General features: G+C 73.8%; 12 protein-coding genes. 4 read left to right on the forward strand and 8 right to left on the reverse strand.

All coding sequences use genetic code 11. The annotated features are described in order from the left end of the window. Position 1 precedes the first annotated feature (1 nt). From LV78_RS30930 to LV78_RS30950, 5 genes are all read right to left on the reverse strand, one after another. Positions 2–559, reverse strand: a complete 558-nt coding sequence (locus tag LV78_RS30930) for a Chromate resistance protein ChrB (protein ID WP_253849554.1) — start codon at positions 557–559, stop codon at positions 2–4. A 130-nt stretch (positions 560–689) separates the two neighbouring features. Continuing rightward, a complete protein-coding gene (locus LV78_RS30935; protein WP_253849555.1) occupies positions 690–1,211 on the reverse strand; it encodes a hypothetical protein in 522 nt (173 codons plus the stop codon). A 262-nt stretch (positions 1,212–1,473) separates the two neighbouring features. Then, positions 1,474–1,812: an STAS domain-containing protein gene (locus LV78_RS30940; RefSeq protein WP_253849556.1), complete on the reverse strand. Its 339-nt coding sequence runs from the start codon at positions 1,810–1,812 to the stop codon at positions 1,474–1,476. Beyond that, the gene (locus LV78_RS30945) at positions 1,809–2,984 is read right to left on the reverse strand and encodes a PP2C family protein-serine/threonine phosphatase (protein WP_253849557.1); all 1,176 of its coding nucleotides are present in this window, start codon (positions 2,982–2,984) and stop codon (positions 1,809–1,811) included. Before LV78_RS30945 ends, LV78_RS30940 begins: the two co-directional genes overlap by 4 nt. Further along, positions 2,981–3,799 (reverse strand): alpha/beta fold hydrolase, encoded by an 819-nt coding sequence (locus LV78_RS30950; protein WP_253849558.1) that lies wholly within the window; start codon positions 3,797–3,799, stop codon positions 2,981–2,983. The genes LV78_RS30945 and LV78_RS30950 overlap by 4 nt, the downstream gene beginning before the upstream one ends. Before the next feature lie 344 nt (positions 3,800–4,143). Between LV78_RS30950 and LV78_RS30955 the strand changes: the two genes are divergently transcribed. Then, positions 4,144–4,449: a hypothetical protein gene (locus tag LV78_RS30955; protein ID WP_253849559.1), complete on the forward strand. Its 306-nt coding sequence runs from the start codon at positions 4,144–4,146 to the stop codon at positions 4,447–4,449. A gap of 18 nt (positions 4,450–4,467) precedes the next feature. Beyond that, a complete protein-coding gene (locus tag LV78_RS30960) occupies positions 4,468–5,190 on the forward strand; it encodes a phosphotransferase family protein (RefSeq protein WP_253849560.1) in 723 nt (240 codons plus the stop codon). A gap of 53 nt (positions 5,191–5,243) precedes the next feature. Here the strand turns inward: LV78_RS30960 and LV78_RS30965 are convergent, their stop codons facing one another. Then, a complete protein-coding gene (locus LV78_RS30965) occupies positions 5,244–8,489 on the reverse strand; it encodes a GH92 family glycosyl hydrolase (RefSeq protein WP_253849561.1) in 3,246 nt (1,081 codons plus the stop codon). Positions 8,490–8,636: 147 nt separating this feature from the next. On the opposite strand from LV78_RS30965, the gene LV78_RS30970 reads away from it, so the two are divergent. Next, the gene (locus LV78_RS30970) at positions 8,637–9,329 is read left to right on the forward strand and encodes a hypothetical protein (RefSeq protein ID WP_253849562.1); all 693 of its coding nucleotides are present in this window, start codon (positions 8,637–8,639) and stop codon (positions 9,327–9,329) included. Between the two features lie 73 nt (positions 9,330–9,402). Here LV78_RS30970 and LV78_RS30975 read toward each other — a convergent pair whose 3' ends face one another. Both LV78_RS30975 and LV78_RS30980 read right to left on the reverse strand, forming a co-directional pair. After that, positions 9,403–10,443 (reverse strand): PLP-dependent cysteine synthase family protein, encoded by a 1,041-nt coding sequence (locus LV78_RS30975; protein ID WP_253849563.1) that lies wholly within the window; start codon positions 10,441–10,443, stop codon positions 9,403–9,405. Positions 10,444–10,483: 40 nt separating this feature from the next. Beyond that, positions 10,484–11,104 carry a TetR family transcriptional regulator gene (locus LV78_RS30980; RefSeq protein ID WP_253849564.1) on the reverse strand — a complete coding sequence of 207 codons (621 nt, stop codon included), beginning with the start codon at positions 11,102–11,104 and terminating at the stop codon, positions 10,484–10,486. Positions 11,105–11,221: 117 nt separating this feature from the next. Between LV78_RS30980 and LV78_RS30985 the strand changes: the two genes are divergently transcribed. Then, a complete protein-coding gene (locus LV78_RS30985) occupies positions 11,222–12,145 on the forward strand; it encodes a zinc-binding dehydrogenase (RefSeq protein WP_253849565.1) in 924 nt (307 codons plus the stop codon). The last annotated feature ends 28 nt before the right edge of the window (positions 12,146–12,173 follow it).

The raw sequence follows: 12,173 nt of genomic DNA on the forward strand, positions 1-12,173 counted from the left end.
TTCACATCTGGTGCAGTGCTTGGAAGACGCGGTTGGTGTAGTCGGACAGGCGGTCGGCGCAGTGCGCCAGCCTTCGGTCCGCCTCGGCTGCCTCGGGGGAGCCGAACAGGTCGCGCACCTTCACGTCCCGGTGCCAGCGCTTCAGCCGCTCCAGGCTCTGCTCCTCCTCTTCCAGTTCGGCCATGGTGAACTTGCCGTTGCGGATCTCCTTGTCGATCTCCGCGTCGAACTTGCCGCAGTCGGCCAGGAACTCGGTCCACTCCTCGGCGCGCTCGGCGGTGAACATCGCCTCCAGGCGGGCGGAGTCGGTCTCTGCGCGGCCGGTGGCGTCCAGCACGAGCACCTCGCCCGCACCTCGCTCGGCCAGTTCGACGACGCGGGTGACGCCGTCGGCGAACACCGGCGCGTCTGGGACGACCCAGGCGCCCTGTCCCAGTGAGAGGGCGCCGATGCGGCGCAACTCCCGCCACACCGCGACCCGGTGCCTGCTCGGGGTCGCTGGGACTTGGACGACGAGCACCAGCCAGGGGGAGGGAGAGGGGGAGCGTTGATCCGTCACGGGGGTGAATGTAGCAGCCGTTACAAACGGTGTGGTGACGGATTGTGGGGAAATTTTTGGAAAGCCTCGGGAAACGCGCCTGACCGCGACCCGATCCCCACGCGGATCGGGTCGCGGCCGGTTCCGGGGATCAGATGAGGGCGAGGGTGGCGGTGCTCGTGGCGGACGAGATGCCCGAGCCGAGCAGGCAGTCGAGCAGGTCCAGTGACAGCGCCGTGACGACCAGCGTGCCGGTCGACCCGCTGAACTTGCCTGCCGTGATCAGCCCGGTGAACGTCGTCACCAGTTGACCCGCGACCGCGACCGTGGTCCTGGTGTAGTCGAAGAAGCTGCTCTCACCGGTGTTCCACAGGATGCTCACCGTGCCTGACTGCGAGCCCGGCACGGTGACCAGGCAGGACAGCTCCACGGCGTCGCTGTTGGCGATCTGCGCGCTGGTGACGAGCGGGTCGACCAACGATGTGCAGGGACCCAGGTTCAGGGTCTCGCCGACGGTCGTCGAGCCTGCTGTGGCGGTGATGGGCGGGGTGTAGGTGGTGACGCCGGTGCCGAGGGCGCAGGTCGCGTCACCGGGGGCGGCCTGGGCCGGGGCGGAGAACAGCAGCAGGGACGTGAGCGTGGCGGCGACGGCCGCGAGGAGGCGAGTTCTCATGCCCCTAACTCCAGCCCTCGCCAACCCCCTGCGGCAATCGCCGTCGCACTACCGGGAAGCGCTTTCACGCCGGTGTCCGAACCATTCCCGGTCGTGCCGGGGAAGTGGGTCGGAGGTCTGGTCCAGGTGGGTGAGTCAATCGGTAACGGGACAACCCGACCGGGAAGTTCCACGACGGGGAAGGGGAGGAAGGGAAAGATCCGGCCGCGACGGCCGTGACGGTCGCGCGGCGGGAGGTTCCCCTCCCGCCGCGCGACCGGTCTCACGGGTGCAGCAGGCCCGCCGGTTTGCTCAGCACGGTCAGCACGGTGTCCAGGCCGGTCAGGCGCAGCATCTTGTGCACCGGCGGCGGCGGGCCTACCAGGCTGAACGCCGCCTGCTCGGCCTCCGCCCGCTCGTGCGCGCCGATGAACACGGTCAACCCGCTGGAGTCGCAGAACGCCAGCGAGCTCAGGTCCAGCACCAGGTGGTGCCCGCAGCCCAGCGGCACCCCGGCGATCGCCTCCCGCAGGCGTGCCGCGCTGCGGTGGTCCAGCGCGCCGGCCGCCGTCACGACGTGCCTGGTCGCGGTGGTCGTGCTGGTGATCGTCAGCTCGCTCACGCCGGTCCCACCCCGAACGCGAGCACCGCGGCGTCGTCCTTGCCTCCGCCGCCTGCCAGCCGCTCGGTCAGCTCGTCCACCACGTCCCGCGCCGAGCCCGGCCGCACCCCGTCGAGCAGGTCGTCGCCGAGTCCGTCGGTGTGCAGCACGAGCACGTCGCCCGCCGCGAGCCTGGCGGTGCGGCGGGTGAACCTGGGCGCGGCCAGCAGCCCCACCAGCTGCGCGCCGGGCGTGTGCAGCACCTCCACGGCGCCGTCCGCGCGCACCACCAGCGCGGGCGGGTGGCCGCCGCTGGCCAGCGCCACCGCGAACCCGTCGTCGGTGGGGCGCAGCACGCCCACCACGGCCGTGCAGAACTCCGGCACCCCGTCGCGCTGCCCGCGCAGCACCTCGTTCAGCCTGCCCAGCGCCGCCGACGGGCCGGACTCGGTGATCGCGGCCCCGCGCAGCGCGTACCTGGCCACCGAGGTCAGCTCGGCCGCTGCGGGGCCGCGCCCGCTGACGTCGCCGACGAAGAACCCCAGCCGGTCGCCGCCGCACAGCGGGTACACGTCGTAGAAGTCGCCGCCGACCTCGTCGGAGTTCGCCGCGCGGTAGTGCGAGGCCACCTCCAGGCCCGGCAGCGACGGCAGGGTCGGTGGCAGCAGGGTGCGGCGCAGCGCCTCGGTGAGCCTGCGGTGGTGTTCGCGGTCCCGCTCGGCCTCCTGCCTGGCCCGCACCAGCTCCCGCTCGTACGAGCGGCGCTCCCGCGCGTCGAACACGGTCAGCCGGATCAGCTGCTGCTGCCCGTCCGAGCCGTTCTTGGCCTTCGCGGTCACCAGCACCGGCAGCCGCTGCCCGTCGGCGGCGACCAGGTCCAGCGCGATCTCCCTGGCCTCGCCGTGCATCCGCAGCATCGGCGCGTAGTGCGTCTCGTGGTACAGCTTGCCGCCCACGGTCAGCAGGTCCACCAGGTACCGGCGGCCCACCAGCTCCTCGCGGCGGTAGCCGAGCCAGTCCAGCAGCGTCGAGTTGACCTTGGCTATCTCGCCGTCCAGCAGCGTGGACAGGTACCCGCAGGGCGCGTGGTCGTACAGGTCCTCGACGCTGTCCTCCAGCAGCGCGGAGAACGCGACGGCGGCCTCGTCGCCGTCGAGGTCCGGCACCACGCGCTGGTCGGTGGGTCGGGTCACGGCTGGCTCCTCCCCGGCTGCTCGGCCAGGAATCCGCGGATGGCGTCGGTGGTCGCCTCGGGGGCGCTCAGGTTCGGGCAGTGCCCGGTGGCGTCGAGCAGCACCATGCGCGCGCCGGGGATCGCGTCGCGCACGTACGCGCCGATCCGCTGGTCGGCGATCACGTCGTTGCGGCACTGCAGGACCAGCGTGGGCAGCGACACGGCGGGCAGGTCGGCCCGGTTGTCGGAGGTGAAGGTGACCCGCGCGAAGTGCCTGGCGATCGCCGGGTCGGTGCGGCAGAAGCTCTCGGTCAGCTCCTCGCCCAGCTCGGGGCGGTCCGGGTTGCCCATGATCGCCGGGGCCATGGCGGCGGACCAGCCGAGGTAGTTGCTGTCGAGGGACTCCAGGAGCTCCTCGATGTCCGCCGGGCTGAAGCCGCCACGGTAGTCCTCGTCGTCCACGTAGCGCGGCGACGGGCAGACCAGCACCAGCGCGCCGAAGCGGGACGGGTCGCGGTTGGCGGCGAGCACGCCGATCATGGCGCTGACCGAGTGGCCGACGAACACCGCGTCGCGCAGGTCCAGGTCCGCCAGGACCTCCAGCACGTCGGTGGCGTACCCCTCTAACGTGTCGTACTTGTCGCGCCGGTAGGCGGTCAGGTCCGACTTGCCCGCGCCGACGTGGTCGAACAGCACCACGGGGTGCTCGGCCTCGAACGCCGGGGCCACCAGGCGCCACATGTTCTGGTCGCAGCCGAAGCCGTGGGAGAAGACCACTGGCCGACCGGTCGGCGAGCCGGTGACCAGCACGTTGTTCCTGCTGCGGATGTTCATGAGCGGGAAGTATCTCATTGCGCCGTTCGCTTGGGACGACATCACTCGTTCGTCCTAACATCGGCACGAACGGGTAGATCCTTGAGGGGCTAGGGCATTTCTTGGTCACGGGGAATTGCGGATAGGTGGGGCATCCCCCGTGCGGGTGGGTGAAGTGCGGTCACGAAAGAGGGGTGCTCACCCGAACGAGTAGTCCTACCGATGCTCCGGGGCTGGCCGGATCGCCACGATGATCACATGCCCCCTGGGCGGAACCTGCTGGTGCACCTGCTCTGCTTCGCGGTGTCGGCGGGGCTGGCGCTGGCCCCCCTCTTCCCGATGAGCGAGGAGATGACCTTCGGGGATTGCTGTTCCTCGGGTTCCTGCTGTGGGTGCTGTCGGTGCCGAGCACCGTCGCGGCCGGGATGCGGCGGCGTGGTCGGCTCGACGCGAACGTGGTGCTGCCGCTGCTGCTCCTGTCCGGCGCGCTGGTCCTCGCCGCCGTGCTGTTCTCCTGGCCGCACGTCCCGGCGGGACCGCTCGACATCGGCGACGCGGGCCGGGTGGGGCTGCTGATCTCCGTGTTCGGCGTTCCGCTCCTGCTGGCCTGGGTCGTGTTCGAGGTGCTGGCGGCGCGCCTGGACCGGGGGGACCGGCCGCTGGTGCGGTGACGCCGCGATGATGATCGGGTGGACGAGGTCGAGGTGGTCGTCGCGCACCACGAGCGGGCGACGTTGCGGGTCGGTGGGGTGTTCCTGAAGGTCGACGCCGACCGGGCGCGGGCGGACGTCGAGGTCGCGGCGATGGGGCTCGCCCCGGTGCCCACGCCCGAGGTGCTGTGGCGCAGGCCGCCGGTGCTGGCGCTCGGCGCGCTCCGGGGCGCGGCGCTGGCCCGGATGGGGGAGCCGTCGAGCGCGCCCGCTTCGGCGTGGGCGGCGGTGGGCGCGATGGCGCGGGCGCTGCACGACGCGCCGCCGCCGTGGCCGGGGCGCTCGGCGGAGGAGGTGGCGGCGGAGGTCGACGGGGTGTGCGCGTGGCTGGTGGACAACGGCGTGCTGTCCACCGACGTGGTCGCGCGGGCGGTGAGGGCCGCCGCTCCCGCGCTCCGGCCGTGGACGCCGGTGTTCACCCACGGCGACCTGCAGGTGGCCCACGTGTTCCTGGACGGCGACGAGGTGACGGGTGTGCTCGACTGGTCCGAGGCGGGTGGGGGAGACGCCGCCTACGACCTGGCCTCGTTGACGCTCGGGCACCCGGAGCGGCTCGGCGACCTCGTCGCCGGTTACGGGGACGTGGACCTCGACGTGGTCCGCGCCTGGTGGGCGGCGCGGAGCCTGAAGGCGATCCGGTGGCTGGTCGAGCACGGGATCGAGCCCGCGCCGGAGCTGGCGGTGCTCAGCCGCCTGGGCTGAGCAGCTCGCGCCGGGCGGTCCCGCCACCGAGGGGGACCGCCCGGCGCGAGCGGTCAGCCCGTCGCCACCGCGAACACGTGCAGGCCGTCGTCCACCGGCAGCACCACCGCCGCGATCCGCTTGCCCTCCGGCGCGGTGTACGGCTTCGTCGCGAAGATGTGCGTCGCCACCGACTCGTTCCCGCCGCCCGACTGGTTCCGGTACGGCGTCGTCGCCACGACCACGTTCCCGTACGCGGGCGCCGACCCGCCGCCGCCGAGCGTCCAGTCGCTGAAGCCGAGCTGCGTCGTCGCGGTGGTCCCGTCGGTGAACTCCACCACCGCGTCCTTGGCCCGCTGCCCGTTCGTCGCCGACCCGACGAACGCCAGCCGCGTCCCCTCGGCGGTGATCCGCTGCTTGTTCGCCACCGCGTTGTCCGGCAGTCCGGCGGGGGAGTCCGGCCAGGTGAACGCCAGGCCGTCGACCGATCCGGTCCCGCCCGCGACGAGTCCGGCCGCCGCGAGGGCCTGCCGCGAGTAGCTGTACCCGCCGCCGTCGAAGTCCGCCGCGCCGGTCGCGTCGTCGGAGATCCCGGCGTTGTCCACGGCCGCGAGCATCGAGTCCTCCGGCGCGACCTTCACCACCAGCGGCAGCTCCACCGGTTCCGCGCCCGCCACCAGCACCCGCACCGAAGCCGGGTAGAAGCCCCGCGCGGCGTCCGGCGCGGCCGTCACGGTGAACTCGGACCCCGTCACCGGGCCGAACTCCAGCCCCGGCGGCCCGGACACCTCGTAGCGCACCTCGGGATCGCCGTCGTACAACCGGGTCTTGACGATCCGCGCGGTCAGCGTCCCGCCGGGCTGCACCACCGGGGCGCCCGGCTCCACGGCGAAGTGGAACGGCTGGTCGTGCCTGATCGGCTTCTCGCCCTGCCGGAACGACGGCGGCGCGTCAGCGGCCCCCGTGCCCCACGTGGTGGGCGTCGTGGACAGGGTGAAGTCCAGCTTCCCGCCGCGCCGCACCAGCGAGTCGTCGACCCAGGTCCTGGTGCTGGCCCGACCGTTGACCTTCAGCGCGCGCACGTACTTGGTCTGCGCCGACGCCCCCGGCGCGGTGATCCGGATGTCCCGGCCGCCGTCCCGGTGGATCGTCGCCGAGGTGAACAGCGGCGCGGACAGCACCAGCTCGGCCCGCGACGGCACCTGCGGGTACAGGCCCAGCGCGGCGAACACGAACCACGACGACATCGCGCCGAGGTCGTCGTTGCCCGGAATCCCGCCCGGCCCGGTGGTCCACAGGGTGTTCACGACCTCCCGCACGGTCTCCTGGGTCTTCGCGGGCCGACCGGTGTAGTTGTACAGCCACGGCACGTTCAGCGACGGCTCGTTGTCCAGCTCCGACTTCGCCCCGCCGTGCTTGGAGAGCGCCCAGCTCCCGTCCGCGTCGTGGAAGAAGTCGTCCAGCCGCCGGTTCACCCGCTCCGCGCCGCCGAGCGACTCCACCAGCCCGGCCACGTTGTGCGGCACCATCCAGGTGTACTGGGCGCTGCTGCCCTCCACGAACCCGTTGCCGGTGTCCGGGGTGAAGCCGGGCGCCCACTCGCCGCTCTCGTCCCGGTTGCGGACGTACCCGCCGGTGCTGTGCGCCACCGGGTCGTAGTTGTTCTGCCACCACTGGGCCCGCTCGGCGAACCGCCGCGCCGTCGCCCGGTCGCCGGTGCGCTCGGCGAGCTGGCTCAGCGCGAAGTCCGCCCCGGACACCTCCAGGGTCTCGGCCGCGCCACCCCAGGCGTTCGACACCGACGGCATGTAGTTCAGCCGCAGGTACTTGTCGAGCGAGGGCCGCTGCCCGACCGACATGACCGCCCAGCCCTCCTTGCTCAGGTCCAGCGCGGTGGGCGTGGTGGCGGCCTTGACGAGCGACTTCGTCGCGGCCCGGACGTCGAACCTCTCGCCGCCGAACGCGAGGATGCCCGCGAGGGCCTGGGCGGACGGGTCGCCGCTCATCACGTGCGTGCCGCCGGAGGCGTGCGTCCAGCGGTCCCAGACGCCGTCGTTCTGCTCGGCCTGGTTCAGCAGCGACTGGGCGATGTCCGAGCCCACGTCCGGTTCGAGCAGGGTGAGCAGCTGGACCTGCGAGCGGTAGACGTCCCAGCCGGAGAACGTGGCGTACTGGGCCTTCTGCCGCCCGGACACCTTGCGCGCCCTGCCGTCGAAGCCCGCGTACCGGCCGTCCACGTCGCTGAACACGTTGGGGTGCAACAAGGAGTGGTAGAGCGCGGTGTAGAACTTGGTCCGGTCGGCGTCCGAGCCGCCGCCCACCTCGACCTTGCGCAACTGGTCCTGCCAGGCGCGGTAGGCGTCGTCCCGCAGGTCCTCGAACGGCCTGCCGGTGTTCTCCGCGCGCAGGTTGCGCAGCGCCCCGTCCTGGCTGACGTACGAGATCCCGACCCGCACGCCCACCGTCGAGCCGGGCTCGAAGCCGAGGTACGCGCCGGAGCCCTTGCCCAGCACGGGCCAGCCGTTCGTGCCGTAGGTGGTGCCGCCGCGCGCCGAGGTCGAACCGGGGGTGACGGTCGTGTCGGTCCAGGTGCCGGTGCCGGTGAACGGGCGGTCGAACTCCAGGGCGAAGTGCAGGGTGTAGTAGCTGCGCCTGCCCGCCTGGTTGATGTAGCCGCAGAAGTTGCCGCTGGTCACCGAGCCGGTGACGGTGCGCCTGGCCGCGTCCACGGTCGTGCTCGCGTCGCTGCTGCCCACCTGCGACTTGGCGGTGTTCACCAGCACCGTGGCCGGTTTCCCCGCCGGGAAGGTGAAGCGGCCCGCGCCGGTGCGGGCGGTCGCGGTCAGCTCCACCTGCGCTCCGGACTTCAGCCGCACGTCGTAGCGGCCGGGCTTCGCGGTCTCGTCGGCGTGCGCGAAGTCGCTGGCGTACAGCGCGTCGGTGGCGTCCGAGGCCGGGCTGGTGGTGACCTCGCCGACGTGCGGGAAGATCGGCACGTCGCCCGACCCGCCCGCGCACCCGGTGCCGGACATGTGGGTGAGGCTGAAGCCGCGCAGCCGGGTCGCGTCGTGCCGGTAGCCGCCTGGCGCGGCGGCGCGCAGGGTGTTGCCGCGCGTGCCCTCGGGGCTGAAGGAGAACATGCCGAACGGCAGCACCGCGCCGGGGAAGGTGTTGCCCAGGTTGGTGGTGCCGATCAGCGGGTCGACGTGGGCTGCGGGATCGGGGACGACCAGGGGTGCGGGCTGGGCGGCGACCGGGGTCGCCATCGTGGCGGTGAGGACCGCCGCGAGCGCGGTGACCAGTGCTCCTCTTGGGTGCATGGTCCTCGAACGTACTGAGAGTGCGCGGCTGTACCCAGAGCGTGAGCGTGTTCTGTCGTCAACCGGACAGGTGGTGCTGCGGGCGGGGCGACGATTCTTGCGCTCCCCGTGCAACCCGCGGCGGCCGAGGGCCGCTATCTGAAGATCATGAGAACCCTCAAGCTCTCCGCCGCCACCGGGCTGGCCGTGCTGCTCGGCGCCGGGCTGGCGGGCGGCGTCGCGCTGGCGCAGCCGTCGTCGACGGCACCGGCGGCCACCCCGTCCTCCACGGCCCCGGCGGCGACGCCGTCCTCCACCCCGGCGGCCACCCCGTCCTCGACGCCCGCGCCGACGGGCTACAGCGTCACGCCGTGGCTGTCCGCGAACATCCGCGAGTGCCCGTACACGTCCTGCGAAGTCGTCGGCCGGACCACCGTGGAGCAGGCGCTGCCCGCGTACTGCTGGACGCACGGCCAGACGATCACCGACTACGGCATCACCAACGACGTCTGGGTCGCGGTCGGCTTCGGCCCGTCCGGCAGGCGGCACTACGTCAGCGCCGTGTACCTCAGCGGTGACGAGCGCGGCAACCTGCCCGCCCACCTGACCTGCGGTCCGATCCTGGTGCCGCCGGTGCCGAGCGCCAGCCCGACGCCGACGCGCGGGACCGTGGTCCTGCCCACGCCGTCCAGCGTGCCCAGGGCCGAGCCCGCCCCGTCCAGTTCCGCTCAGCCGCAGCAGGTCCCGGCCAGTTCCATCCAGCCGGAGCCCGCCCAGTCGAGCGTTCCCCAGGCCGAGCCCGCGCCGTCGAGCTCCGTCCAGCCGGAGCCCGCGCCGTCCAGCACCGCCCCGGCCAACTGACCCCGGCGAGCTGACCCACCGCGAGCTGATCGCGGCGGGCTGATCGCGGCGGGCTGATCGCGGGGCGGCGGGACTACCCGGTCCCGCCGCCCCACCGCCACGGCCCGCCCGCCAGGAACCCGTCCAGCACCCCGGTGTGCCCGCCGGGCAGCAGCGACTTGTCCCGCGCCCAGCCGTCGTCGTGGTACGTCGCCAGGTGCCGCTCCGCCGCGTCGCACACCAGCGTCACCACCCGCCCGCCACCGCGCTCGCGCAACCGCGCGGCCAGGTGCAGCGCGCCCCACAGGTTCGCCCCGGTCGACCCGCCCACCGCGAGCCCGGTCCGCGCCCTGGCCAGCCGCGCCCCGGCCACCGACGCCGCGTCCGGCACCGGGATCACCAGGTCCACCACCCCCGGCAGGAACCCCGGCCCCATCACCGGCCGCCCGATCCCCTCGATCCGCGACGGCATCCCGGTCGCGTAGTCGGCCGCCCCGGTCACCCAGCCGGGGAAGTGCGCCGAGCGCTCCGGGTCCACCACGGCCAGGCCCGTGCGCAGCCCGTGCGCCCGGATGTGCCTGCCCAGCGACGCGGACGTCGCCCCGGTCCCCGCGCCGACCACCACCCAGTCCGGCTCGCCCACCTGCGCGAACAGCTCGGCCGCCAGGTCGTCCCCGCGCCAGTCGACCACCCGCGCGGCGTTGGCCTGCTGGTCCAGGTGGTGCCCGCCCAGCTCGGCGGCGAGCCTGCGCGCCTCCTCGTGCACCCCGGCGGGCGGGGTGAAGAAGCGGGGGGTGAAGCCGGTGACCCGCCTCGGCCGCCCCGGCACGACCACCAGGTGCCGCACGCCCAGCAGCCGGGCGAAGTGCGCCTGGGCGAGCGCCCCGGTGCCGCCGGTCGCCTCGACCACCACGCCGGACTCGGTGAGCTGGCCGGAGGCGATGGCGTGCCGGAACAGCGCGCGGGCCGAGCGGTGCTTCAGGGTGCCGGTGGGGTGCGCGGACTCGTCCTTGAGCAGCAGGTCGACGCCCCACTCCGGGGGCAGGTCGAAGCGCAGCACCGGGGTCGGCGCGGCGGCCACGCGCTCGGCGTCGAGCAGGGCCAGCGCCCGCGACGCCCACCGGTCGGAACCCACACCACCGGGTGTACCACGGCGCGGGGCGGGGGTGGTCCGGCTAGCTCGCCGTTTCGCCGACGGCGATCGCGAAGACGCCCGGCAGCGCCGCGAACGCCTCGCGCGCGCACCCCGCCAGCTCCGCCCTGCCCGGCGATCCCGGCAGCCCGGCCCAGCGCTCCTGTGCCCGCTGGAACGCCGCCACCAGCACGTCCACCGCCAGCCGCAGCCGCAGGTCGTCCTCGGGCAGGCCGGTGCGACCGCGCAGGACCTCCAGCGCGGCCAGGCTCGTGCGGTGGCAGAAGTGCAGGCCGTGCGCGTCCACCGACGGGACGCGGGCGGCCAGCTGCCTGCTCAGCAGGAGCCGGTCGGCCCAGCCCTCGTCCGGCATGTCCGCCAGGGTCGCGAGCAGGGCCTCCTGCAGCAGGTCCACGACCTTCCCGCGCCCCTCGTCCCGCGCCAGCCTGGCCAGGAACGCGCGCCACATGTCGTGGCCGGGCGCCGTGGCCACGTCCTCCTTGCTGGTGAAGTACCGGAAGAAGGTCCGCTTGGACACCTCGGCCGACTCGCACAGCTCGTCCAGGGTCGTCGCCGCGAACCCCCGGTCGGTGAACAGCTCCAGCGCGGTCGCGACCAGCGTCTCGCGGGTGCGGTGCTTCTTGCGCTCGCGCAGCGTCTCCACGCGGCGAGTCTAGGGCGCGCGCCCGGTTGGCCGCTCGGAAGCTTGTGCCACTGAGTGGCACTTTGGGCTAGGGTCGGTCGCGGGCACACCCCAGCCCCTCCCGAGGAGGACCACGAAGTGCGCGCACTGCTCGTCGACCACTCCGCGCCCCGCCACCTGCGCCTGGGCGAGGCGCCCGACCCCGTCCCCGCGCCTGATCAGGCGCTGGTGCGGGTCGCCGCCACCTCCCTCAACCCCGGCGAGCTGACCGCCCTCGCCGACCTGCCGGGCGGCGCCGTCCCCGGCTGGGACGCGGCCGGTGTCGTCGTCCGCGCCGCCGCCGACGGCTCAGGACCCGCCGAGGGCGCGCCCGTCGTCACCCTCGGCCTCGCCGGGGCGTGGGCCGAGCTGCGCGCCGTCGACACCGCCCACCTCGGCCCCGTCCCCGGCGGCGCGGACCTCGGCCCGATCAGCACCGTCCCGGTCGCGGCGGGCAGCGCACTGCGCGCGCTGCACCGCCTCGGCCCGCTGCTGGCCCGCCGGGTCCTGGTCACCGGCGCGACCGGCGGCGTCGGGCGCTACGCCGTCCAGCTCGCCCGACGCGCGGGCGCGCACGTCGTCGCGGTCACCTCCGACCCGGCCGGGAGCGCGGACGGGCTGCGCGCCCTCGGCGCCCACGAGGTGGTCGGGCCCGACCTGGCCACCGAGCCCGTGCACGGCGTCGTGGAGCTGGTCGGCGGACCGGTGCTGGTCGCCGCGCACGCCCTGCTCCTGCCCGGTGGCACGCTCGTCTCGGTCGGCCGGGCCTCCGGCGGCGAGTCGGTGTTCACCGGCGCGGCCTTCGAGGGGACCTTCCTGCCGGACCGGGTCATCACGACGTTCTTCCTGCCCGCCAGCGGCCCCGGCCTCGGCGCCGACCTGGCCTGGCTGGCCGCGCGGGTCGCGTCGGGGGAGCTGGACGCGGGCGTGGCCTGGCGCGGCTCGTGGACGCGGGCGGACGAGGCGGTGGCCGCCCTGCTGGACGGGCGGCTGCGCGGCAAGGTGGTGCTGGAGCTCGACTAGTTCCCGGTCGGGTGGAAACCGTTGCGCC

Source organism: Actinosynnema pretiosum, assembly GCF_024171695.1.
Classification (GTDB): Bacteria; Actinomycetota; Actinomycetes; order Mycobacteriales; family Pseudonocardiaceae; genus Actinosynnema; species Actinosynnema pretiosum.

Coding starts and splice junctions, on each gene's coding strand:
- LV78_RS30950 (WP_253849558.1), bottom strand. CDS start 3,799: ATGAACATCCGCAGCAGGAACAACGTGCTGGTCACCGGCTCGCCGACC.
- LV78_RS30935 (WP_253849555.1), bottom strand. CDS start 1,211: ATGAGAACTCGCCTCCTCGCGGCCGTCGCCGCCACGCTCACGTCCCTG.
- LV78_RS30970 (WP_253849562.1), top strand. CDS start 8,637: ATGAGAACCCTCAAGCTCTCCGCCGCCACCGGGCTGGCCGTGCTGCTC.
- LV78_RS30965 (WP_253849561.1), bottom strand. CDS start 8,489: ATGCACCCAAGAGGAGCACTGGTCACCGCGCTCGCGGCGGTCCTCACC.